Here is a 21,490-nt window from a genome sequence, read left to right on the forward strand (position 1 = left end):
TAAGCGCTGAAAGCATCTAAGCGCGAAGCCCCCCTCAAGATGAGATTTCCCACTCGCAGGCTTGCCTGCGAGGTAAGACCCCTCGGAGAAGACGAGGTGGATCGGTCCGAGGTGTAAGCGCAGCAATGCGTTCAGCTGACGGATCCGAATCGGTCGAGGGCTTCTCCTTGCACCTCCACGCACTTGATCCCGTAGCCAATTTTGAGGGTGCGGAGCATCCTCAGCCACAATGCCGTCTGGTGGCAATAGCGGAGGGGACCCACCCGTTCCCATTCCGAACACGGAAGTTAAGCCCTCCAGCGCCGATGGTACTGGGGGCGGGAGCCCCCGGGAGAGTAGGTCGCTGCCAGGCGGCCAAAAAAAGACCCGGTCTTAGTGACCGGGTCTTTGATTTTTTCGCACATCACGGAGCCTTTTGGAATGGTTCGGAAAGTGTTGGTGGTTGCCAATATCCTCTTTTGTTTTTCCTTCCCGCTGCGGATCAGGATGGCGTTTTCCGTGAAAGTGCAGAGGAAGACTGCAGAACCGAAGTCCGAAACCTCGGGATAGGGGATTCGGACCCCTGCATGCCGGCGTGAAAGGCTGGCGTGTTCACCACTTCACCGGCGGGACACGCCGGAGCTCCCAACCAGACGCGAACTGGTGACCTCTTCCTTACCATGGAAGTGCTCTACCTGCTGAGCTGTGGGAGCATGGCTCCTCCGGGTTGATGAATTTGGACGCCTTCCATGGTCGGGATGAAAGGAAAGGGGAATTGGATTCAATTCACCCACATAGTGTGGATTTTTATGCGGGAATATTTTTTCTTTTTGGTACACTATTGTCAGAGTCTTTCCATTCCCCGCATGGCTGTGCGGGTCACCTTCTCGTCGGAAGGAGGGCGTGGGATGGATGAGCCATCAAGACCCAAAGAATCAAATAGGCCCAAAGCAGATGAAAGAGCTTAAAAAAAGGGCCCTTCAAAGGGGAATCATGATCACGTTCATTTCGGTCAGTCTGCTCAGTCTGTGGTTGTTCATCGCTTATCAATTCGGCTGGTTGACCGGGGCTGTGACACGAACCGCGGCAGCGTGGATCGGCCAATTGACGCCGGCCATCTCCGCTTGGCTGATGCATCACATCGGTCAGGGGGAGGGATCGTTTTACGGTTTTCGGCGCCCAACGCTGAAGTGGATGTTTCGGGGATGGATTCTGGGAATCGGACTTCCATCTGCGGCGTTTGGGGTTACGGGGATTTTTGGATGGGGCTCATTTGCTTCTTCATGGTCTGATGTGATGGAAAACATTCGGGAACAAGGGTTTGTAAGCCTGCCGTCCGATGTGTCCGTTTTACTCCTCTATGTGCTGTTTTCTTTGTTTGTTGTTCCATTGTTGTTGACCTTTTTTGCTTTGGGAGAGGAGATCGGTTGGAGGGGGTATCTTTTATCGCAGCTGCTCGTTTTCGGCCGCCGAAAAGCATTGCTCCTCTCCGGCCTTTTCTGGTCCGTGTGGCACATTCCACTGGTTATGGTCGGTCAAGTCTATCCCGGACATCCGGCGGCCGGGTCGCTTCTCATCGTTCCATTTATCACAGGAGTGGGTGTGATCCTGGGCCATCTTCGCATGTCATCCCGAAGTATATGGATTCCCTCTCTTGCACACGGCACGTTTAACGCTCAGATGGCGGGTCCCGCAGCCGTGTTGGTTTCCGCATTCTCGCCGGTTTCCGGAGGATTTATGGGTGTGGCTGGAATCCTGGTGATCTGGTCCATCGCTTTGTGGCTGTTGTGGAAACGATAATCTTTTGAAATGAGTCCCGGGAAGGTTGCGGATTCACGCATCTGCCGAGGGATGAACTGGAGTTTTGTGCATAAAAAATGGTATACTTATACCTAACAAACCGTATTCGTATAAAAAGCGAAAAACGCCGACGGAAAGGCTTGGATTCGGGTTCTGACGCCTTTTTCCTCTTTCTGACGGTCGGAAGGACGGGAAAATCGGGTATGATCCACCGCCGACGAGGAAACAATGGTTGAAAAAACTATGAAAAGGTGGGTCGACGGATTGATAGAAAAGAGTTCCCCCGTCTGTTGCATCGTATGCGAACAGCCGCGTCACGAGGGGATATCGGTTTTGGATGAGTTCATCTGCGACGATTGTGAGCGGAGCATCGTCCGCACTCCGGTGGAGGATAAAAAATATTCCTTTTTTGTGACGCAACTAAGCCGAATCTGGCTGAACTGGCAGGGCTCAGCCCCGGGGACGTGAAAGGTTCCCTTTTTCATTTTCCGAGGTGTTGCGGCATGAAGGCGGATCGACAACGAAGGGCGCCCCTGTATGAGGCGCTTGTGCGGCATATGAAGCGAAATCCCGGCAACTTCCACGTGCCCGGCCACAAGCAGGGCCGGGTGTTCGATGAAGAAGGACTCAAGCTGTTCGGTTCGGTTTTGTCCATCGATCTGACGGAGCTTTCCCCCTTGGACGATCTGCACGATCCCGCCGGGGTGATCGCCGAGGCCCAGGCGTTGGCGGCGGAGGCCTTCGGGGCTGATGAGACCTTTTTTCTGGTCGGCGGGAGCACGGCGGGCAATCTGGCGGCGATCCTCAGCTGCTGCAATCCGGGAGACGTGCTGCTGGTGCAGCGCAGTTCCCATCAATCGGTGTTTCACGCCTGCATGTTGGCCGGGGTGCGTCCGGTGTATCTGGGAACCCGGGTGGATGAAAAGAGCGGCTTGGATCAGGGGATCGATCCGGAGATTCTGGCGGAGGCTTTGGAACGTTTTCCCGAGGCCAAGGCCGTGGTGGTGACCAGCCCCTCCTACCACGGGGTGGTTCAACCCATCGACCGGTTTGCCGACCTCTGCCACGCTCGCGGCACCCCCTTGATCGTGGACGAAGCCCATGGAGCGCATTTCGGCTTTCACCCTTCTCTTCCTCCCCCGGCAATCCGATCCGGCGCCGATCTGGCGGTCCAGTCCACCCACAAAATGCTGCCGGCGATGACCATGGCCTCCATGCTGCACCTGCGGGGAAAGCGGATACGTCGGGAGCGGTTGACCCGCTGGCTCCGGATTCTCCAGTCCAGCAGCCCCTCCTACCCCCTCATGGCTTCCCTCGACTTGGCGAGGAAGCTGGCGGCGACGGAAGGGCGAAAGCGATTGGAGGACGTCTTGTCCGGCCTTGCAGCCATCCGGGAGCGGATCGGCGGCCTCCGCCGCCTCTCGGAAGCGGTCGGCCCCCTTCCCCAGGATCCCCTCAAACTGTCCCTGCAATCCGAGACGGGAACGTCCGGTTTTCGGATGGCCGAATGGCTGGAAAGCCGGGATTGTTTCCCCGAGATGGCCGACCATCGCCGGGTGCTGTTCACCTTTTCCCTGGCGCGACCGGGACGGGCGGAGGAGCGCCTGCTGTCCCTTTTGAGCGAATTGGACGAGCATCTGGCCGAAATGCCGAAGTCCCCCCCGCTTCCCCTTCCCCCCTTTCAGCGGTGGCGGGTGGGGGAAGGGCTGACCCGCTGGATGGATGCCTCAGGCATTCCCGTTCCCCTCGAAGAAGCGGTGGGAAGGCTTTCTGCCGACATGGTGCTCCCTTATCCTCCGGGAATCCCGCTCATCCTGCCCGGCGAGCGCTGGACGGAAGAGCAGGCCCTTTTTTTGCGGCAAGTGGTGGAAGCGGGGGGCCGGGTGCGGGGACTTTCCTCGGTTTCTCCGCTCTGCGTTTCCGTGTTAGAATAAGTTGACGGTTTCATTGGTCAATCGGCCGGAAGGCCAATGGAGGATCGGAGAATGAACGGTTGGTTGATCACATTGGAAGGCCCGGAAGGCGGGGGGAAATCGACGCAGATCGCCCTGCTCCGGGATTTTTTGGAGCGGGCCGGCGTGCCTTGCACCGTGGTGAGGGAGCCGGGAGGAACGGAGATCGGCGACCGGATCCGGGGAATCCTGCTGGATCCCCGGGCCGCGGACATGACGGTGAGGACGGAGATTCTGCTGTATGCGGCCTCCCGGGCCCAGCTGGTGGAACGGGTGATTCTCCCGGCCCTGCGCCGCGGAGAGGTGGTTCTGTGCGACCGATTTGTGGATTCCAGCATGGCATATCAGGGGTTCGGAGCGTTTTGGGACCGGGAGGAGATCCGCTTGGTGAACCGGGTGGCCACGGGCGGTCTCCGGCCGGATCGGACGTACCTTTTGGACGTCCCGGTGGAAGAGAGTATCCGCCGCCTCCAAAGTCGGGGGCGGGGGGTTGACCGCATCGAACGGAAGGGAAAGGAGTATCATGAACGGGTTCGCCAGGGCTTTTTGCACCTTGCTTCAGCCGAGCCGGACCGCTTTTTGGTGGTGGATGCGAGTCGTCCCGCCGACGAGGTGTTCCGCATTCTTAGGCGGGATTTGGAAAAGCTGATTCCCATATCCCGGGAGGGAGAAGCGTGAAACTGATCATCGCGGTGGTGCAGGATCGGGACAGCAATCGCCTGTCACAGGCGCTGGTAAGGGAAAACATCCCGGTGACCAAACTGGCCAGTACCGGAGGGTTTCTGCGGGCGGGAAACACCACCTTTCTGATCGGGGTGGGCGATGACCAGGTGGAAAAGGTCCTGGATATCATCCGGGAAAACAGTCAGGTTCGAAAGGAATTTATCACCCCCCACATGGGCGGGGACACCCAGGAAGGCGGTTCCTGTCCGGTGGAAGTCCGGATCGGGGGAGCGACCGTCTTCGTCCTGGCGGTGGAGCGGTTTGAGCATTTTTGAGCGGAGGGTTGGACATGTCTTTCGATGCGGTTCTGGGGCAGGAGAAGGCGATTCGCCGGATACGTGCGGGAATTCTGCGGAATCGGGTGGCCCACGCCTACCTTTTTACCGGTCCCCCGGGCGCGGGAAAGCGCCGGGCGGCGCTGGAGCTTTCGAAGGCCCTCAACTGCCCTGCCGCTCCTCCCGATGATTCCTGCGACCGCTGCGAAACTTGCCGTCGGATCGAACACGGAAATCACCCCGACGTGGTGCGGATTGTACCGGAGGGGGCCTCGATCAAGATCGAGCAGGTGCGGCGCCTGCAGCGGGAATTCGCTTATGCCGCCGCGGAAGCGGAGCGCCGCGTGGTGATCATCGAAGAGGCGGAGACGATGACTGCGGAAGCGGCCAACAGCATGCTCAAATTTCTGGAGGAGCCGGTGACGCCGATGGTTGCGGTGCTGATTGCGGAAAAGGAGGATGCGGTGCTTCCGACGATCCGTTCCCGTTGTCAGCAGATCCGCTTTGTAAAGCCGTTGCCGGAACGCCTCGAACAGCGGCTGATCGAGGAAGGGATGGACCCGGCGCTGGCCCGGATCGCCGCCCATCTGGGCGGCGGAGAGGAAATCCGCCGTTTCGCCGAAGGGGAGGAGTTTGCCCGACTTTGTGAGCAAGTGATAAAATGGAGTGGAGAAGTGCTCGCCGGCCGGGGAGAGGCGCTGATTTCCCCGGAGGCGGAATGGATGAGAGGAAATCCGGACAAGCAAGTGCTGGAAACGGTTCTCGATCTGATGCTCCTTTGGCTTCGGGATCTGTTGAATCGGATGCTGGGGCGAGCAGGCCGGGAAATCTTCGCCCGCTGGGAGGCCGAACAAATCCGGCAGTCCGCCGGGTGGACGCCGTCCCGGCTGGTTCAGGCGATGGATTGTGTCATCCATGCGCGGCGGCAGCTGAGCGGACCGGTCCAGCCCCAGTCCGTATTCGAACAGATGGTGTTGGCCATTCAGGAGGGATCGCTCCATGTACGCAGTGACCGGAGTCCGCTTTCGACAGGCGGGTAAGATATATTATTTCGACCCCTGCGGATTGCCCGTCCGACCGGGAGATCACGTGATCGTTGAAACCGTGAGGGGAATCGAATACGGGAAAGTGGTGTCGGGAATCCGCTATGTCACGGAGGAGGAGGTTGTCCTCCCCCTGAAAAAGGTGATCCGCATCGCCGGACCGGAAGATGCCGAACAGGTGGAGCGGAACCGCAAGGCGGCCCGGAAGGCCATGGATATTTGCCGGGAAAAGATCCGGGAGCACGGATTGGAGATGAAGCTGGTCGACGCCGAATACACCTTCGACCGGAACAAGGTGATCTTCTATTTCACCGCCGACGGGCGGGTCGATTTCCGGGAGCTGGTGCGCGATTTGGCCGCGGTGTTCCGGACGCGGATCGAACTTCGGCAGATTGGCGTGCGGGACGAGGCGAAGATGCTGGGCGGAATCGGTCCATGCGGCCGGATCCTCTGCTGTTCCTCTTTTCTCGGGGACTTTGAACCGGTTTCGATCAAGATGGCCAAGGATCAAAACCTTTCCCTCAACCCAGTGAAGATTTCCGGACTGTGCGGACGATTGATGTGCTGTCTGAAATATGAAAATGAACTTTATGAGGAAGCGAAGCGCCGGATGCCCGATGTGGGGACGCGGGTTCGCACCCCGGAAGGGGAAGGAAAAGTGGTGCTCCTCAATCTGCTGGAACGGAGGGTGCAGGTCCAATTGAGCGATTCGGGGCGCACCGTGGAACATCCGGTGGAAGAGATCCATGCGAAATCCTGAACTTTTTGGGGATTGAGGTGGAGGCGTGGACAAGCAGGAAATGTTGAACCGTATGGTTCGGATGGAAGAGAGGATCGGCGAGCTTTATGAGGAGCTTAGCGCACTGAAACAGCAGGTCGTGGAACTGATCGAAGAGAACACGCGGCTGAAGATGGAAAACCAGTCCCTGCGGGAATGGAAAACCCGTTTGCAGAGCCAGGAAACGATGCCCGGAGAGGAAGCGGAAAAGAAGGTTTCTCCCCCGGAGACGGGAGCGAAAGGCGGGGTGGATCACCTGCTGCAGCTGTACCAGGAAGGCTTTCACATCTGCAACGTCCACTACGGCCAGATGCGGCCGGAGGGGGACTGCCTGTTTTGCCTCGCATTTCTCAACAAGTCGTCTGCGGATTGAAGGCGCTGGGAATACCGGCGTTCTTTTTTACTTTGGACGAAAGGGGACCGGAAGATGCAGGTGCAGCGAAGCTTTGAGGACGCGGCGGAAGGGGGGGCTCTGTACGTTGTCGGGACTCCGATCGGCCATCTCCAGGATTTGAGTCCCCGGGCGAAGGAGATTCTGGAGCAAGCGGACGTGATCGCCGCCGAAGATACCCGGCATACCCGGAAACTGCTGACACGGTTCGACATTTCCAAGAAAGAACTGGTCAGTTACCACGAACACAACCGGAAATCCCGGGGACCGCAGTTGATCGAGCGGCTTCTCGGGGGTGAGTCCGTCGCCCTGGTGAGCGATGCGGGGATGCCGGCCATCTCCGATCCCGGCGCCGAGCTGGTCCGGGAAGCCCTGGAACGGGAAATCCCGGTCATTCCCATTCCCGGGCCCAACGCGGCCGTCACCGCCCTGGTCGCTTCGGGAATTCCTCCCGTTCCCTTCGTGTTCCTCGGCTTTCTGCCCCGGATTTCCAAGGAGCGGGAGAGGGTGCTGTCCCGGTGGAAGGAGGCGGAGGCCGCCCTGGTCTGTTACGAGGCGCCCCACCGGCTGGTCCCCACCCTGGAGTCGGTGCGCAAGGTGCTGGGGGACCGCCGCATCGCCCTGGCCCGGGAGATGACCAAGGCTCACGAGGAGTGGCTCAGGGGAAAAGTGAGCGAGATCCTCGCCCATTTGGCGGAGCACCCTCCCCGCGGGGAATACACGCTGGTGATATCCGGTGCCGACCCGGTCGACCGTTCCGGACAGTCCGAAGAAAAGTGGTGGTCCCCCCTCACCGTCGAGGAACATGTGGAGTGGTATCTTCGCCGGGGGCAATCCAAGAAGGAGGCGATCCGCTCCGCCGCCCGGGACCGATCCCTGCCCAAGCGGGAAGTTTATCGGATGGTTCACCGCGAAAACAAAGAAGGAAATTAGAAAGGCCTTCCGCTGCGCGGAAGGCCTGCGCATGAGCGCGAACAGAACCGAAAAGAAAAGGAAGAATATGCAAAAACGCGCTTCTTTCCATGTAATTACAATGAAAACGATTACTCCACGGTTACTCCTTCTTTCTCCTTTTGGAGCAATTGGTACATTTCTTCAATGCACTTTTTGCTTACGACTTTGTTCCTATAGCGAATGGTGTTGTCCACTTCGCCGGTAAAAATGCAAGCTGGTTCATATTTTTTTAACACGATCCGTTCGCCGTCCACGAAAATTTCCAGCGCATCCTTTTCTCCGATCCCCAAGGTCCTGCGCAGTTCAATCGGAATCACCACGCGCCCCAGCTCGTCCACCTTCCGCACAATTCCGGTAGATTTCAGCATTTTTCACTTCTCCTCTCTTTTGCAGTCTTTTTGATCTTGGTCTCGAAGCCGTCAAATTTCGACAGAAACGGCGTCATCAACATCATACCAGCGATTCCCATTACAGTCAATAAGACAATCATTTTTCGCCGCGTATTTTTTACAACATTCACAGTAAATTGATATCCGCGTGACGTGGGGCTTTTTTTCCCCTGCGCCCGGGTGATTGCCGAGGAATTTTTTTGTAGACTGTTAGTGTACGGGATGGACCAAGGCGTGCGGAAGGAGGAGGAAGCGTGCTCCCCGTTTCCGAAGAGTTGAAGCGAAAGTTGCGGGCGCTGAATCGGGAGCTGCGCCGGATGTTTCCCCCTGCCGAATTTCGGTTGGAAAATCTGAGGCGGCGGCTGGAGGAGTCGGGAACTTTTTTTCGGGTGGACAAGTGGCCGGAGGAGGAACTGAAAGCCTGGCTCGGTGAGGGGCTGCTGGTCGGGGTGGACGGTTCGGTCAACTCGACCTCCGGAGCCCACCCCCACACCCTCTCGGTTTTTCAGGCCCTGGCCAAGGGGACGCGCGGGGAGGAACACTGGGAGGCGGAAGTGTACACTCCCTTGCTGGAGCCGGAGGAGGAGACGGGGGGAGGAGCCGCCCGGGAAGCCCGGCGGCGGGGAACCATCCTGTCCGGTCTGGAGATCCGGGCCGCTTTGGAAGCGGTGAGAAAATGGACCCCCCGGGTGGTGATGATGGACGGCTCCCTGCGCCATTTCATGATTGACGATGCGGAAGGTTGGGCCCAATTGAAGGAGGCGGCGGAGCGGGCCGGGGTGCTTCTGGTGGGGGTGTCGGAGGAGATCGGGACCAGGGGATTGGCCCGGGCGCTGTTTCCCGACCGGCCGACCTGGTCGGACCGGGACATTTTGTACGGCGTCCTGGGGCAGGGGGAGGCGTATGCCTGGGAAGGATGGAACGCTTCCGACACCGGGTTGTGGAAAGTGGTGCTTCGACCCTCCGCAAGTCCCCAGCCCGTCGGCATCGATGGGCTGATCAGCCAGTGGGAACATCGCGGCGACCTGATCCGCCTTTGTCGGACGCTGACGCCGGAGACGGGGAGAGGCATCCCCCTGTGGCTGGATATCGTCGATGCGGAAGTGCGGGTGACGGATCCGCTTATCGAGGCGATGGTGGAAGAGTATATCGACCCGGATCTGCTTCACCGCCTGCTGTTGCCGAAGCGGAGAGAGCGGAATCTTTGATGCGCCTGTCCGGAAGGCGCCTTTTCCCCCGTCGCGTTTTCGCTTCCGGAAGCAGTTTGCAAGGAGGAGCGTCCCGGAAGGGTTTCCTGGTAAAGGAGGTAGACGGCCGTGCAAGTGGTGGGAGTGACAACCCAACAGGAAGTGTACGTGGTTTCCAGGGAGCGGAAATTTCGGGTGAACGAGATCCTCATCATCGAGGATGAATCCCTTAATTATCCCCGGGGGGAAGTGGTGGAGACCCTTTCCTACAACCGGCTGATACCGATGGGAATGGACAAGTCCCTGGTGGATTCCCAGGTGATTTCCTCCCTGGAACAGATCGGCTACGATATCGGAGCCGATGAGATCAACCTGGCCAAAATCCGCCTCTTTTCGGAGGCCCCCCATCCGGTGCGGACCGGGTGCCGGGTGCGCCCTCCCAGCTTTGACGAGGTGCGGGAACTTTTGGTGAAGCAGCTCCCGGAGGAAGGAATGGTTCTCGGGGAGATCCTGGGGACGGAGTCCTTGGCGCCGACCCTTCCCCCGGAGCTGTCCGGACAGCTGTTCCGGTTGGAGGAGGGGCAGATCCTTCCCCAACAGGGAGTTCCCTTCGTCTTCGACATCCGGTCGATGCAGCAGTATCCCCACATCGGCATCTTTGGCGGCTCCGGTTCGGGCAAGTCCTTCGGCCTCCGGGTGATGTTGGAGGAACTGATGAAGCTGTCCATCCCGACGGTCGTCTTTGATCCCCACTATGAGATGGATTTCAGCGAGCGGGTGGAGGAGCTGAAGGGCCGCGGCCCCGACTTCAGAGACCGGTGGCTTTCCGTCCAGGTGGGCCGGGAGGTGGGGGTGCTCTTTTCGGCCCTCTCCACCCGGGATGTGATTCAGCTCCTGGGAGCGGCAGGAAACCTGACCGACTCGATGACCAACGTGATCGAAACCCTCCATCGGAGGGGGGATTCCTATCAGTCTTTCAGCGACCGGCTGAGCAACGTGGCCATGGCCCTGGAGGAGGGAAGCAAAGGCCTGGAACGGCGCCTCCGGGATCCTGAACTGACGCTGGAGGAGGCGGAAAAAATCCGGGATCTTATGGGCCTGCTGCAGAAATACAACAGCCTGCCCCTGGCTTCGGTCAGGGGGGTGCAGTGGCGCCTGTCGCGTCTGGAGAAGGCGGGGCTGTTTCAGCGCGATATCCAGCCCATTGAGCGCGCCCTGGAACAGCGGAAGCTGGTGGTGATCCAGGGACCTGCCTGGGTGCTCCAGGTCTTTTCCACCTATGTGACCGGCAGCCTCTACCGGAAGCGGAGGGATTACCGGGATGCCCGGATGAACGGGGAGGAAGCGGCTTTCTTCCCGCCCTTTATCGTGGTCACCGACGAGGCCCACAATTTCGCTCCGAAGGGGATGGATTCCCCGGCCAAATCCATTCTGAAGGAAATCGCCCAGGAAGGGCGGAAATACGGGGTTTTCCTGGTCTTGGCCACCCAGCGACCCACTCTGTTGGACGAGACGATCACCGCCCAGCTCAATACCAAATTTGTGTTCCGGACGGTGCGGGGCACGGACATCGCCACCCTGAGGGAGGAGACGGATCTGACGCCGGAGGAAGGGAAGCGCCTTCCCTATCTCCGGTCCGGCGACACCTTTGTATCCTCAGCGGTGTACGGGAGGACGATCTTCGTCCGGATCCGGGCGGCTTACACCCGGAGTCCTCACGTGGCGGATCCCTTCGCGGAACTTCATGCGGTGTCCGAAGAGAGGGACCAAAGGGTGCTTGAAGCGATTCAGCAGCGGCTGCCTTTGTTTGACACCGATCTGATGGACGCCGTGGCCCACATCAACCGGACCTGCGGCCTCAACTGGGAAGTGAGCCGGCTGAAGCAGGAGCTGGACCGGCTGGCCGCGGAGGGCCGGATTCTCCGGAAGGAATCCCCCTTTGCGGTCCGGTATGATGTGAAGCGGTGAAGGGAGATCAGATCGTGCTTCAGAAGACGGGATCGAAAGGGGGAGAACCTTTTGTGAAGGGGGACTGGAGAAGGGATCGGATCGGCTCCGCTCTCCGCGGCGAAAACCCGATGGTGCTGGCCAAGATGAAAAGCGGGTTCGCCGTGATCGGGGATACCCAATTTCTGCCCGGCTATTGTTTGCTGTTGGCGTATCCCCGGGTGGAGTCGCTGAACCGGCTGAGCCTGGAAAGGCGCCGGGACTTTTTGTTCGACATGAGTCTGATCGGCGACGCCGTCGAGCAGGTCTGCCGGCCGATAAGGGTCAATTATTCCATCTACGGAAACAGGGATCCCTTTCTGCACGCCCACATCTTTCCCCGGTACGATTGGGAGCCGGAGGAACTGAAGATGCATCCGGTCTGGCGATATCCCGATGAAAAATGGACGGACCGGCGATACCAATACAATGAGGAGAAACACGGCGAGTTGCGCAAAAGGCTGAAGGAAGCCCTGCTGGATGGGATGAAGCGGGCGTATCGCCGCTGAAGAAAATCGGTTCTTTAATAAGCGGATCGATGCGGGAGGCCGAATTTTTCCGGCGGCTCGATGTATAGGGAGGCGATTCTTCGGCAATCAAGGGTAATAAATTTTCGGATTCGGGTGACGGGGCGGCATTCCCTCTCCGCCGATCGGGGAGGTTTCCATGTCCTGAAGACCGCTTTAGGTGGTGGACGGTTGATTTGTCTTCTCCGGATTCGCTATAATGGTATAACACGATAACCGATATTTTCCGGAAATAGCTGTCCGTCGATGAAGGGGATGAGTAACCGCCGGCCGGCCATCGACAGAGAGCCGGGGCAGGTGAAAGCCGGCATGGCCGCCGCGGTGAACATGGCCCCCGAGATCCCGCCCTGAAGCCGGCGCCGGTGGGTAGGGGCGGGCGCACTCCGGCGTTATCGGAGCAGTGCACGGCACTGGCTGAGGGCATCCGCCGCGAGGGGATGCCGAAATTGGGTGGTACCGCGTGAGGAAACCCTCTCGCCCCATGTTCGGGCGGGAGGTTTTTTGATATTGGGAAAGGAGGAACAGGTGTGGCGGAACAAAAAACCTTCTACATCACGACGCCGATCTATTATCCCAGCGACAAACTGCACATCGGCCACGCTTATACCACGGTGGCCGGCGATGCGATGGCCCGCTACAAGCGGCTCAAGGGATATCGGGTGATGTACCTGACCGGAACCGACGAACACGGCCAGAAGATCCAGCGCAAGGCCCAGGAACAGGGGAAGACTCCCCAGCAGTTCGTCGATGAAATCGTGGCGGGCATCCGCCAGCTCTGGGATCGTCTGGACATCTCCTACGACGACTTTATCCGGACGACCGAGGAGCGGCACAAGCGGGTGGCGCAGAAGATCTTCAAGCGCTTGATGGATCAGGGGGACATCTATCTCGGCGAGTACGAAGGCTGGTACTGCACCCCCTGCGAATCCTTCTGGACGGAGCGGCAGCTGGTGGACGGGAACTGTCCCGACTGCAACCGGCCGGTGGAAAAGGTGCGGGAGAAGAGCTACTTTTTCCGGATGAGCAAGTATGTGGACCGGCTGTTGGCCCATTACGAGGCCCATCCCGACTTCATCCAGCCGGAGTCCCGGAAGAACGAGATGATCCAAAACTTCATCAAGCCGGGTCTGGAGGATTTGTGCGTATCCCGCACCACCTTCGACTGGGGCATTCCGGTGCCCGGCGATCCGAAGCACGTGATGTACGTGTGGATCGACGCTTTGACCAACTACATCACCGCCATCGGCTATCTGTCGGACGACCCCGAGGAACGGGCCAAATTTGAGACCTTCTGGCCGGCGGATGTGCACCTGGTGGGAAAGGAGATCGTCCGCTTCCACACCATCTACTGGCCGATCATGCTGATGGCCCTGGGGCTTCCCCTGCCGAAAAAGGTGTTCGGTCACGGTTTCCTGCAGTTGAAGGAAGGGAAGATGTCCAAATCGAAGGGGAACGTGGTTTATCCGATCCCCCTGATTGATCGGTACGGGTTGGACGCCCTCCGTTACTATCTGCTTAGGGAAGTCCCCTTCGGCGCGGACGGTTCCTTCACCCCGGAAGGTTTCGTGGAGCGGATCAACGGCGATCTGGCCAACGACCTGGGGAACCTCCTCCACCGGACGCTCACGATGGTGGAGAAATACTTTGGCGGCATCGTCCCGGCGGCCGTCGAAGGAGCCACTTCCCACGACGGAACTTTGAAGCGCCTGGCGGAAGAGACGGTGGACCGGGTGGAGGAAGCAATGGAGGCGCTCCAGTTCTCCGTCGCCCTGACGGCGATTTGGGACCTGATCCGCGGCACCAACAAATACATCGAACAGACGATGCCCTGGGAATTGGCCAAGGACCCGGCCAAGAAGGACGTCCTGGGCTCGGTCCTCCATCACATTTTGGAGTCGCTCCGGATTGTGAGCGTGCTCCTTCAGCCCTTCCTGACCCGCACTCCCCGCCGGATGTGGGAGCAGCTGGGCCTCTCCGAAGGGGAGCTGACTTCCTGGGAGAGCGCCTGCCGGTTCGGTTCCTTCCCCGCCGGCATCCGGGTCAAGAAGGGGGATCCCCTCTTCCCCCGTTTGGACGTGAAGGAGGAGGTGCAGGCCATCCGGCGGATGATGGGCGCTTCCCTCGCCGATTCCTCGGAATCCAAGGAATCCGGGAAGAAACCGGAAAAGGATGCGTCCAAGAAAGAAGGGAAGGGGGCGGAGGATACTCCCGGGATCATCACCATCGACGACTTCGCCAAGGTGGACCTGCGCGTGGCGGAAGTGGTGGAAGCCGACCGGGTGAAGGGGGCCGACCGGCTGCTGAAGCTGCAGTTGGATCTGGGCGGGGAGCGCCGCCAGGTGGTGGCCGGGATCGCCCAATATTATCAGCCGGAGGAGCTGACCGGCCGCAAAGTGATCTGCGTGGCCAATCTGAAACCGGCGAAGCTCCGAGGAGAGCGCTCCGAGGGAATGATCTTGGCCGCCAAGGACGGGGACCGGCTGGTGCTTGCCACCGTATCCGGCGACATTCCGAGCGGCACCCGGGTGAAATGAAACCGGCCGATCGCTCCGGAGAGGATCTCCGGGGTGGTCGGCTGTTTCCTATGTATTTCCGGCAGGGGAGCGTCGCGAAACGGCCGGGCGGAGTTTGGCGCCACCTTGGAGCCGGGCGGAGTTTTGATTCCCCTTGCATAAAGGGGGTGCGGCGGAACGTTTGGGGACGGGAAAACCTGGTGGGAGGGCCGAAATGTTGGCCTTTCACCGGGGCCGGGCTTTCGTTTCGGAAAAGCGGTGCGGAATCCGGTCCAAAGTGCTTAAAGCATCCGCATCCGGTGCGAAGCGGCCCCTCCGGCGGCACGATCCGCCCCCTTCGGGTTGAAATTTCAGGAATGATTCCCGGCATTACGGGGAAATGAATGGGTGATTGCCGTCCGTTGGCGAAATCGACTTCGATCTTTTACAATGGACAAAGGAAAAAATCTGCAGTGAAGGCAGGCCGCGGATTTTCTCCCGGCCCGACAGCGGCTGAGGCTGTGCTTGCGGCGGGAAGAGAGATCACGGGTGGAGGAAGTCGCATGTTGCATCGATCGCGATCCAGTGAGTGGTTGATCGCCGTGTTGATCGCGGTGCTGTTGGCGATGGTGATCCGGCTGTATTTTTACGCTCCCTACCGGGTGTACGGCAGCTCCATGTTTCCCACCCTGCAGGGGGATGAGCTGCTGATCGTGAACAAATGGATCTACGGTCAGCGATTTCCTTCCTACGGCGATATCATCGTGTTTCACACGGAGGAGGACCGGGATTTCATCAAGCGGGTGATCGGCCTTCCGGGCGATGAAATCGCCATTCGCGACGGTTATGTGTGGCGGAACGGGAAAAAACTGAAGGAACCTTACATAAGCAGCGAAATCCGGGGAGACTACCCGACCACGCGGGTGCCGCCCGGCCACCTGTTCGTCCTGGGGGACAACCGCAATTACAGCCGGGACAGCCGGGAGATCGGGATGGTCCACGTCGATGAGGTGGTGGGAAGGGCGGAAATCGTTCTCTATCCCCTGGACCGGTTTCAACTGCTTGTAAGATGATGGTGGGAGGAGGATCTGCGGCATGCTGTTTGACAGCCACGCCCATCTGAACGATGAACAATTCGACGATGACCGGGACGAAGTGATCCGAAGGGCGCGGGAACAAGGCGTTTCCCGGATTCTCAACATCGGCTTCAACCGCGAAACGATTCAATCCACCCTCGCTCTGGCGGAACGATACGACTTCATCTACGCGGCGGTGGGATGGCATCCCCATGACGCCGCGGCGATGACGGACGCCGATCTCAAGTGGCTCCGCTCCCTGACGGAACATCCCAAGGTGGTGGCGCTCGGGGAAATGGGCCTGGATTACTACCGCAATCATTCGCCGAGGGCGGTCCAGGAAGAGGTTTTTCGCCGCCAGATTCGCCTCGCGCGGGAGGTCGGCTTGCCGATCATCATCCACAACCGGGAGGCGGACGACGACGTTCTCCGGGTGCTTCGGGAGGAAGGGGCGGCGGAAGTGGGAGGCGTGATGCACTGCTTCGGCGGGGACTGGGAGATGGCCCAGCGGTGCCTGGAGATGAACTTCCTGATCGGTCTCGGAGGGCCCGTCACCTTCAAGAACGCTCGCCTGCCGAAGGAAATCGCGGTCCGAATCCCCTTGGACCGGTTGTTGATCGAGACGGATGCCCCCTATCTGGCGCCGCATCCCCATCGCGGCAAGCGAAACGAGAGCGGCTATGTGCGCCTGGTCGCCGAGGCGATCGCCGGTTTGCGGGGAATCCCCTTTGAAGAGGTGGCGCGTCAGACCGACGCCAACGCCCGCCGCCTGTTCCGGATCGGAGAGGCGGCGTAGGCCGTTTCCGGGATTTTGTTTTTTGGTAAAATAAGAAAGAACATGGAAAACCGACGGGAGAGGGCATGCGGCACGTGGTGAAGAAGATCAAGGAAGTGATCGTCGTCGAAGGAAAGAAGGATACCGCCGCCGTCCAAAGGGCCGTGGCGGCGGACACCCTGGAGACCGGGGGCTCCGCCGTCGGATCGGACCTGATAAGCGCCATCCGGCGGGCCCGGGACAAAAGAGGCGTCATCATCCTGACGGACCCGGACGGGCCCGGGGAGCGGATCCGGCGGATCATCTCCGAACAGGTGTCCGGATGCAAACACGCGTTCATCCCCCGGGAAGAGGCCACCGGCCGGGACGGGGTGGGCGTCGAACATGCCTCCCCGGAGGCGATCCGCCGCGCCCTGGAACGCGTCCGGACGGAGGAGGAACCGGAGGGGGAGACGATCACCTGGGAGGAATACCTTCAGGCCGGTCTTGTCGGGGGGGAACAGGCCCGCCGGCGCCGGGAGGCCGTCGGAAAGGCGATGGGGATCGGGTACGGCAACGGACGGCGTTTTTTTCGCAAATTGCAGTTGTTCCGCATCACCCGGGAAGAATTGGCCCGGGCTCTCGACCGAATCGAAGGGAAGAATGAAGGATGAAACAGTCCCCCATTGTGGCGCGCACCCGCCAGCTGTTGGCCGATCACAACCTTTCCCTGAAGAAGAGTCTGGGACAGCACTTTCTGGTGGATCAGCGGGTGTTGGAGAGAATCATTGAGGCCGCGGAGCTGGATTCGTCCACCGGCGTGCTGGAAATCGGGCCGGGGATGGGCGCGCTGACGGAGCGGCTGGCGGACCGGGCGGGCGCGGTGCTGGCGGTGGAGATCGATGACCGGCTGATCCCGATCCTCCGGGAGCTGTTTTCCGATCGACCCCATGTGACGGTGGTGCACGGGGATGCCCTCAAGGTGGATTTGCGGGAGCTGATCAAGCGGCATCTGGGATCGGCCAGGCGGTTTTCCGTCGTCGCCAATCTCCCCTACTACGTCACCTCGCCCATTCTGATGCGCCTTCTCGAAGAGCGGCTTCCCCTGGACCGGATCGTGGTCATGATTCAGAAGGAAGTGGCCGAACGGATCCTGGCCGGGCCGGGGACCAAGGAATACGGATCCCTTTCCGTGGCCGTCCGGTACTTCGCCGAGGTGTCCTGGATCTGCGGCGTTCCCCGGAACTGCTTTGTTCCCCGTCCCCAGGTGGATTCGGCGGTCATCCGTCTCCGGCTTCGGCGGGAGCCCGCGGTTTCCGTCCGAAACGAGGCCCTCTTCTTCCGGGCGGTGCGGGCGGCCTTTGCCCAGAGGCGGAAGACCTTGGCGAACGCCCTGTCCGCAGCCTTTTTCGGGGGAAAGCGGAAAGAGGAGCTGGGAAACCTGCTGACGGATATCGGCATCGATCCGGGCCGCCGGGGAGAAACGCTGACCCTGGAGGAATTCGGGCGCCTGGCCGATGCGCTGGACCGGATGATTGAGACGCGGTGATGTTTCCATTTAAGCCGGGAGAAGCGAGGTGATATCGCCCGTGGAGGGATCCCCCCTTTTTATCCATCCCCGTAAGGGACCCATGAGCCTGAAGCAGGTCGTGGCCGACATTCGCTCCTACATCGAAAAGGACAGAAATTCCCGGTACAAGATCGTCCTGGGGACGGACTCCCAGACGTCGCACCGGGAAACGATGTTTGTGACGGCCATTATCGTCCACCGCGTCGGAAAAGGGGCCCTGTTCTACTATGCCCGCAACCGGTCCAAACCGCTCCTTGATCTGCGCTACCGGATCTACCGGGAGACGGAGCTTTCCCTTTCCTGCATGGAACGGCTGAAGGAGATGGGGCTTGTCGGATTGTCGGCCGACCTGCCGGTGGAGATTCATCTCGACGTGGGGCGTCGGGGAGAGACTCGAAAGCTGATTCAGGAAGTGGTGGGATGGGTGACCTCCGTGGGTTACACAGCCAAAATCAAGCCCGAGGCGTACGCGGCCAGCGCGGTGGCGGACCGTTTTACCAAATGACCCAAAAAAGTTCCCGATTTTATTTGCGAAACCTGTTGACATAGTCTTTGTCTCATTGCTATAATACTGTGTTCGTTTGACAAATCCACCTCCTCGTGTTATAATCGTTTCGAGTGAGGTGGTCGAACAGCCATGGGCAAAAACGCGCTTTCGGAGATCAAGCGTACCCTCGACGGTTACATCGGGCAGAGGATTCGTCTGAAAGCCAACAGCGGACGGCGTAAAACCATTGAACGAACCGGCATCCTGGAGGAGACGTATCCATCTGTCTTCATCGTCAAACTGGACGAGGATCAGCACGCTTTCAAGCGGGTTTCCTACAGCTATGCCGATATTTTGACGGAGACGGTGGAGCTCACCGTTTTTCAGGAAAGCGGCCCGGTTCAAGTCAAGTACGTGAAGAAACAATAAATACACTGCGGGACATTGACGGTTCGAATGCTGACCCGGCGAACTTCCGCCGGGTTTTGTGCTGAAGGGGGAACGGATTGCCAGCAACGGAACCGGCCTTTTAAGCCATACTAAACCTGTCCCGCGCGGAAAAGGGGGTTCTCGGAGTGGCACGACGCCGTGGTGTCATGTCGGAGGACTTGAAGATCGAATTGGCGAAGGATCTCGGCTTTTACGATGTGGTGAAGCGCGAGGGCTGGGGCGGAATCAAGGCCCGGGACGCCGGTAACATGGTGAAACGCGCGATCCAAATGGCTGAGGAACGCTTGAAGGACCGATAAATGTCCGACTGCGCGGGACAGCCGGGGGCGATCCCCCCGGCTTTTTGTTTCTTCAGGGTGTAAGACGTGTTAAAATTGGAGAGAAACCCGCAGAAGACGGCATTTGGAAAGTGTTTGATCGGCAGGGACAGGATTGGGGGGCAGCAGCGATTGATGATCTTTTCGGAAAAAGCGCCTGCGAAAATCAACCTGACTTTGGACGTATTACATAAACGGGAAGACGGCTATCATGAACTGGAAATGGTGATGACCTCCATCGATCTGGCCGACCGGATCGATCTGATGGAGACGGATGACGGACAGATTCACATGGACAGCACCTCGGGGCTGGTTCCCCTGGATGAGCGAAATCTGGCCTTTCGGGCGGCTTCCCTGATCCGGGAGCGGTTCGGCATCCGGCAAGGGGTCCGCATCTTTATCCACAAGAAGATACCCGTCGCCGCGGGGCTTGCCGGAGGAAGCAGCGATGCGGCGGCCACCCTCCGCGGACTCAACCGGATGTGGAAATTGGGGCTTAAGCCGGAGGAGCTGGTGGAGCTCGGGGCGGAACTGGGGTCGGACGTGCCCTATTGCGTTCGGATGGGGACGGCCTTGGCCAAGGGGAGGGGGGAGATACTCCGGCCCCTTCCCCCGCCCCCGCCCTGTTGGGTGGTGTTGGCCAAGCCCCCCCACGGCGTTTCCACCGCCGACATCTTTCGGCGGTTGGACATCGGGCGCATCTCCTCCCGTCCGGATACGGAGGGAATGATTGACGCCCTTTCCCGTTCCGATTATCCGGCGGTATGCCGCCTTTTGGGCAACGTGCTGGAAGAGGTGACGCTCGAAATGTTCCCGGAAGTGAGGCGGCTGAAGGAGCGGATCCGCCGCTACGGCGCCGACGGGGTGCTGATGTCGGGAAGCGGCCCCACCGTTTTCGGACTGGTCGACCGCGAATCGAGGGCGCGCCGGATCGTCAACGCCCTGCGCGGATTTTGCCGGCAGGTGTTCGCGGTTCGGATGCTGGGCGTGCCGGAAGGTGCGACGGCGCACGGCGGGTGAGCGCCCGCCCGCGGGGAAAGAATCCGTTCCCGCCGGTCCCGGTCTCTTGAACGTCCCCGGTTTGCGTGTTATATTTCGTTTGACACACGGCTGGTTGCGGAGGGCGATCCATGAAGAAGTGGAGACGGAGCGCACGGTTGGTGGACATGACTCGCTTATTGATCCAGGAGCCGCACAAGCTGATTCCTCTCGGGACCTTTGCCGAGCGGTACGGGACGGCCAAGTCCTCCATCAGCGAGGACCTGGACATCATTCACGAAGTGCTCGAGGCGCAGGGGGCGGGAGCGCTGGAAACCGTCTCCGGGGCAGCCGGGGGCGTTCGGTTCATCCCTCGAATGAGCCGGGCTCAGACCGAAGGGGTGCTCAGGGATTTGTGCGGGCGGCTGGCTGATCCGGACCGCATTTTGCCCGGAGGATACCTGTACCTGTCGGACCTCCTCGGCGATCCGGCGCTGATCCGGGAGATCGGCCGCATCTTCGCAACCCTGTTTGCTGAGGAGCGGATCGACGCGGTGGTGACCGTCGAAACCAAGGGAATTCCCCTCGCTTATGCCACGGCCACCCATCTGGGCACCTCCGTGGCGATCGTTCGCCGGGACAGCCGGGTGACCGAGGGGTCGGTGGTGACGATCAACGCCGTTTCCGGTTCCAGCCGGCGCATCCGGACCTTTTCCCTTGCCCGACGCAGTCTGAAGGAAGGTTCCCGCGTTCTGATCGTCGACGATTTCATGAAGGCGGGAGGAACCGTGCGGGGGATGGTGGACCTGCTGGCGGAATTCCGGGCGGAAGTGGCCGGCGTGTGCGTCATGGTGGAATCCCCCGCCCGGGAGCGGTTGGTGGACGATTATTTTTCACTGGCGAAAGTGGACGAGATCGACGTGAAGAGCAGGACGATCGCCGTGTCCTTCGGCAATCTCTTCGCAAAAGGGGTGGGATTTCAATGAAACCGATCCATACCGATCGGGCGCCGGCGGCCATCGGCCCCTACGCCCAGGCGATGCGGGTGGGGAATTTCCTGTTCACCTCGGGACAGATTCCCCTGAAGCCGACGGGGGAACTGGTGACGGGGGACATCGTGGAACAGACCCATCAGGTTTTTGCCAACCTGCGCGCCATCCTGCAGGCGGCTGGAACCGATCTGAACCGGGTGGTCAAGACGACGGTCTACCTGGCCGACATGAACGATTTTTCCAAGGTGAACGAAGTGTACGCCACCTACTTTCCGGAGCACCGGCCGGCCCGGTCCTGCGTGGAGGTTTCCCGCCTGCCCAAGGATGTCGGCATCGAAATTGAAGTGATCGCCACCATCGACTAAATTTCACAAAAATCGAATTGACTGG

24 protein-coding genes, 2 tRNA genes and 2 rRNA genes are annotated in these 21,490 nt (G+C 59.9%); 25 read left to right on the top strand and 3 right to left on the bottom strand.

Features of this window, described 5'->3' with window-relative positions; all coding sequences use genetic code 11:
• Nucleotides 1–169 (top strand): 23S ribosomal RNA (locus BM063_RS11220); the annotation flags it as partial.
• A 66-nt stretch (nucleotides 170–235) separates the two neighbouring features.
• Nucleotides 236–352 (top strand): 5S ribosomal RNA (rrf, locus tag BM063_RS11225).
• A gap of 194 nt (nucleotides 353–546) precedes the next feature.
• On the opposite strand, the gene BM063_RS11230 is transcribed toward rrf, so the two are convergent.
• Together BM063_RS11230 and BM063_RS11235 are read right to left on the bottom strand one after the other, a co-directional pair.
• Nucleotides 547–604 (bottom strand) — tRNA-Glu (locus tag BM063_RS11230).
• A 15-nt stretch (nucleotides 605–619) separates the two neighbouring features.
• Nucleotides 620–692 (bottom strand) — tRNA-Thr (locus tag BM063_RS11235).
• A gap of 199 nt (nucleotides 693–891) precedes the next feature.
• Here BM063_RS11235 and BM063_RS11240 point away from each other — a divergent pair.
• The 9 genes from BM063_RS11240 (at nucleotide 892) to rsmI (ending at nucleotide 7,874) form a co-directional block, all read left to right on the top strand.
• Complete coding sequence (locus BM063_RS11240; RefSeq protein ID WP_092039032.1) at nucleotides 892–1,779, top strand: CPBP family intramembrane glutamic endopeptidase; 888 nt, start codon at nucleotides 892–894, stop codon at nucleotides 1,777–1,779.
• Nucleotides 1,780–2,022: 243 nt separating this feature from the next.
• Complete coding sequence (locus BM063_RS11245) at nucleotides 2,023–2,247, top strand: sigma factor G inhibitor Gin (RefSeq protein ID WP_092039141.1); 225 nt, start codon at nucleotides 2,023–2,025, stop codon at nucleotides 2,245–2,247.
• A 35-nt stretch (nucleotides 2,248–2,282) separates the two neighbouring features.
• Nucleotides 2,283–3,713, top strand: a complete 1,431-nt coding sequence (locus BM063_RS11250; protein ID WP_092039034.1) for an aminotransferase class I/II-fold pyridoxal phosphate-dependent enzyme — start codon at nucleotides 2,283–2,285, stop codon at nucleotides 3,711–3,713.
• A gap of 51 nt (nucleotides 3,714–3,764) precedes the next feature.
• On the top strand, nucleotides 3,765–4,409 hold the full coding sequence (gene tmk, locus BM063_RS11255; RefSeq protein WP_143085329.1) for a dTMP kinase: 645 nt from the start codon (nucleotides 3,765–3,767) through the stop codon (nucleotides 4,407–4,409).
• Nucleotides 4,406–4,729 carry a cyclic-di-AMP receptor gene (locus tag BM063_RS11260; RefSeq protein ID WP_143085330.1) on the top strand — a complete coding sequence of 108 codons (324 nt, stop codon included), beginning with the start codon at nucleotides 4,406–4,408 and terminating at the stop codon, nucleotides 4,727–4,729. Before tmk ends, BM063_RS11260 begins: the two co-directional genes overlap by 4 nt.
• 14 nt (nucleotides 4,730–4,743) lie before the next feature.
• Nucleotides 4,744–5,769, top strand: a complete 1,026-nt coding sequence (holB, locus tag BM063_RS11265; RefSeq protein WP_092039038.1) for a DNA polymerase III subunit delta' — start codon at nucleotides 4,744–4,746, stop codon at nucleotides 5,767–5,769.
• Complete coding sequence (locus tag BM063_RS11270) at nucleotides 5,729–6,532, top strand: PSP1 domain-containing protein (RefSeq protein ID WP_092039143.1); 804 nt, start codon at nucleotides 5,729–5,731, stop codon at nucleotides 6,530–6,532. Before holB ends, BM063_RS11270 begins: the two co-directional genes overlap by 41 nt.
• Nucleotides 6,533–6,557: 25 nt before the next feature.
• Nucleotides 6,558–6,923 (top strand): DNA replication initiation control protein YabA, encoded by a 366-nt coding sequence (gene yabA / locus BM063_RS11275; RefSeq protein ID WP_143085331.1) that lies wholly within the window; start codon nucleotides 6,558–6,560, stop codon nucleotides 6,921–6,923.
• A gap of 54 nt (nucleotides 6,924–6,977) precedes the next feature.
• Nucleotides 6,978–7,874: a 16S rRNA (cytidine(1402)-2'-O)-methyltransferase gene (rsmI, locus tag BM063_RS11280; RefSeq protein WP_092039040.1), complete on the top strand. Its 897-nt coding sequence runs from the start codon at nucleotides 6,978–6,980 to the stop codon at nucleotides 7,872–7,874.
• A gap of 110 nt (nucleotides 7,875–7,984) precedes the next feature.
• Here the strand turns inward: rsmI and BM063_RS11285 are convergent, their stop codons facing one another.
• The gene (locus BM063_RS11285) at nucleotides 7,985–8,263 is read right to left on the bottom strand and encodes an AbrB/MazE/SpoVT family DNA-binding domain-containing protein (protein WP_092039042.1); all 279 of its coding nucleotides are present in this window, start codon (nucleotides 8,261–8,263) and stop codon (nucleotides 7,985–7,987) included.
• A 275-nt stretch (nucleotides 8,264–8,538) separates the two neighbouring features.
• Here BM063_RS11285 and BM063_RS11290 point away from each other — a divergent pair, with 275 nt between their 5' ends.
• The 14 genes from BM063_RS11290 to BM063_RS11360 all read left to right on the top strand — a co-directional run bounded on the left by BM063_RS11290 (nucleotide 8,539) and on the right by BM063_RS11360 (nucleotide 21,465).
• The gene (locus BM063_RS11290; protein WP_092039044.1) at nucleotides 8,539–9,492 is read left to right on the top strand and encodes a DNA double-strand break repair nuclease NurA; all 954 of its coding nucleotides are present in this window, start codon (nucleotides 8,539–8,541) and stop codon (nucleotides 9,490–9,492) included.
• A gap of 108 nt (nucleotides 9,493–9,600) precedes the next feature.
• Complete coding sequence (locus tag BM063_RS11295) at nucleotides 9,601–11,439, top strand: ATP-binding protein (protein WP_092039046.1); 1,839 nt, start codon at nucleotides 9,601–9,603, stop codon at nucleotides 11,437–11,439.
• A 14-nt stretch (nucleotides 11,440–11,453) separates the two neighbouring features.
• The gene (locus tag BM063_RS11300) at nucleotides 11,454–11,966 is read left to right on the top strand and encodes an HIT family protein (protein WP_245752240.1); all 513 of its coding nucleotides are present in this window, start codon (nucleotides 11,454–11,456) and stop codon (nucleotides 11,964–11,966) included.
• A gap of 545 nt (nucleotides 11,967–12,511) precedes the next feature.
• Nucleotides 12,512–14,518: a methionine--tRNA ligase gene (metG, locus tag BM063_RS11305; RefSeq protein ID WP_245752241.1), complete on the top strand. Its 2,007-nt coding sequence runs from the start codon at nucleotides 12,512–12,514 to the stop codon at nucleotides 14,516–14,518.
• Between the two features lie 521 nt (nucleotides 14,519–15,039).
• The gene (lepB, locus tag BM063_RS11315) at nucleotides 15,040–15,549 is read left to right on the top strand and encodes a signal peptidase I (RefSeq protein WP_092039052.1); all 510 of its coding nucleotides are present in this window, start codon (nucleotides 15,040–15,042) and stop codon (nucleotides 15,547–15,549) included.
• 22 nt (nucleotides 15,550–15,571) lie between these two features.
• The gene (locus tag BM063_RS11320; RefSeq protein WP_092039054.1) at nucleotides 15,572–16,348 is read left to right on the top strand and encodes a TatD family hydrolase; all 777 of its coding nucleotides are present in this window, start codon (nucleotides 15,572–15,574) and stop codon (nucleotides 16,346–16,348) included.
• A gap of 65 nt (nucleotides 16,349–16,413) precedes the next feature.
• Nucleotides 16,414–16,980 (top strand): ribonuclease M5, encoded by a 567-nt coding sequence (gene rnmV / locus BM063_RS11325; protein WP_092039056.1) that lies wholly within the window; start codon nucleotides 16,414–16,416, stop codon nucleotides 16,978–16,980.
• Nucleotides 16,977–17,855, top strand: a complete 879-nt coding sequence (gene rsmA, locus BM063_RS11330) for a 16S rRNA (adenine(1518)-N(6)/adenine(1519)-N(6))-dimethyltransferase RsmA (RefSeq protein ID WP_092039058.1) — start codon at nucleotides 16,977–16,979, stop codon at nucleotides 17,853–17,855. Before rnmV ends, rsmA begins: the two co-directional genes overlap by 4 nt.
• Nucleotides 17,856–17,883: 28 nt before the next feature.
• Nucleotides 17,884–18,381 carry a ribonuclease H-like YkuK family protein gene (locus tag BM063_RS11335; protein WP_245752242.1) on the top strand — a complete coding sequence of 166 codons (498 nt, stop codon included), beginning with the start codon at nucleotides 17,884–17,886 and terminating at the stop codon, nucleotides 18,379–18,381.
• 132 nt (nucleotides 18,382–18,513) lie between these two features.
• The gene (gene veg, locus BM063_RS11340; RefSeq protein WP_092039060.1) at nucleotides 18,514–18,792 is read left to right on the top strand and encodes a biofilm formation stimulator Veg; all 279 of its coding nucleotides are present in this window, start codon (nucleotides 18,514–18,516) and stop codon (nucleotides 18,790–18,792) included.
• A 146-nt stretch (nucleotides 18,793–18,938) separates the two neighbouring features.
• Entirely contained in the window at nucleotides 18,939–19,112 is a 174-nt protein-coding gene (locus BM063_RS11345; protein WP_092039062.1) for a small, acid-soluble spore protein, alpha/beta type, read from the top strand.
• 153 nt (nucleotides 19,113–19,265) lie between these two features.
• Nucleotides 19,266–20,150 carry a 4-(cytidine 5'-diphospho)-2-C-methyl-D-erythritol kinase gene (gene ispE, locus BM063_RS11350; protein ID WP_092039151.1) on the top strand — a complete coding sequence of 295 codons (885 nt, stop codon included), beginning with the start codon at nucleotides 19,266–19,268 and terminating at the stop codon, nucleotides 20,148–20,150.
• Nucleotides 20,151–20,260: 110 nt separating this feature from the next.
• The gene (purR, locus tag BM063_RS11355; protein WP_092039064.1) at nucleotides 20,261–21,094 is read left to right on the top strand and encodes a pur operon repressor; all 834 of its coding nucleotides are present in this window, start codon (nucleotides 20,261–20,263) and stop codon (nucleotides 21,092–21,094) included.
• Nucleotides 21,091–21,465, top strand: a complete 375-nt coding sequence (locus BM063_RS11360) for a RidA family protein (RefSeq protein ID WP_092039066.1) — start codon at nucleotides 21,091–21,093, stop codon at nucleotides 21,463–21,465. Before purR ends, BM063_RS11360 begins: the two co-directional genes overlap by 4 nt.
• The last annotated feature ends 25 nt before the right edge of the window (nucleotides 21,466–21,490 follow it).

The organism is Planifilum fulgidum, assembly GCF_900113175.1.
Taxonomy (GTDB): Bacteria; Bacillota; Bacilli; order Thermoactinomycetales; family DSM-44946; genus Planifilum; species Planifilum fulgidum.

What these genes read in the sequence shown, in the direction of transcription:
- BM063_RS11240 (WP_092039032.1), top strand. Translation starts at nt 892, where the DNA reads ATGAGCCATCAAGACCCAAAGAATCAAATAGGCCCAAAGCAGATGAAA.
- BM063_RS11245 (WP_092039141.1), top strand. Translation starts at nt 2,023, where the DNA reads ATGAAAAGGTGGGTCGACGGATTGATAGAAAAGAGTTCCCCCGTCTGT.
- BM063_RS11250 (WP_092039034.1), top strand. Translation starts at nt 2,283, where the DNA reads ATGAAGGCGGATCGACAACGAAGGGCGCCCCTGTATGAGGCGCTTGTG.
- tmk (WP_143085329.1), top strand. Translation starts at nt 3,765, where the DNA reads ATGAACGGTTGGTTGATCACATTGGAAGGCCCGGAAGGCGGGGGGAAA.
- holB (WP_092039038.1), top strand. Translation starts at nt 4,744, where the DNA reads ATGTCTTTCGATGCGGTTCTGGGGCAGGAGAAGGCGATTCGCCGGATA.
- BM063_RS11270 (WP_092039143.1), top strand. Translation starts at nt 5,729, where the DNA reads ATGTACGCAGTGACCGGAGTCCGCTTTCGACAGGCGGGTAAGATATAT.
- rsmI (WP_092039040.1), top strand. Translation starts at nt 6,978, where the DNA reads ATGCAGGTGCAGCGAAGCTTTGAGGACGCGGCGGAAGGGGGGGCTCTG.
- BM063_RS11285 (WP_092039042.1), bottom strand. Translation starts at nt 8,263, where the DNA reads ATGCTGAAATCTACCGGAATTGTGCGGAAGGTGGACGAGCTGGGGCGC.
- lepB (WP_092039052.1), top strand. Translation starts at nt 15,040, where the DNA reads ATGTTGCATCGATCGCGATCCAGTGAGTGGTTGATCGCCGTGTTGATC.
- BM063_RS11320 (WP_092039054.1), top strand. Translation starts at nt 15,572, where the DNA reads ATGCTGTTTGACAGCCACGCCCATCTGAACGATGAACAATTCGACGAT.
- rnmV (WP_092039056.1), top strand. Translation starts at nt 16,414, where the DNA reads ATGCGGCACGTGGTGAAGAAGATCAAGGAAGTGATCGTCGTCGAAGGA.
- rsmA (WP_092039058.1), top strand. Translation starts at nt 16,977, where the DNA reads ATGAAACAGTCCCCCATTGTGGCGCGCACCCGCCAGCTGTTGGCCGAT.
- veg (WP_092039060.1), top strand. Translation starts at nt 18,514, where the DNA reads ATGGGCAAAAACGCGCTTTCGGAGATCAAGCGTACCCTCGACGGTTAC.
- ispE (WP_092039151.1), top strand. Translation starts at nt 19,266, where the DNA reads ATGATCTTTTCGGAAAAAGCGCCTGCGAAAATCAACCTGACTTTGGAC.
- purR (WP_092039064.1), top strand. Translation starts at nt 20,261, where the DNA reads ATGAAGAAGTGGAGACGGAGCGCACGGTTGGTGGACATGACTCGCTTA.
- BM063_RS11360 (WP_092039066.1), top strand. Translation starts at nt 21,091, where the DNA reads ATGAAACCGATCCATACCGATCGGGCGCCGGCGGCCATCGGCCCCTAC.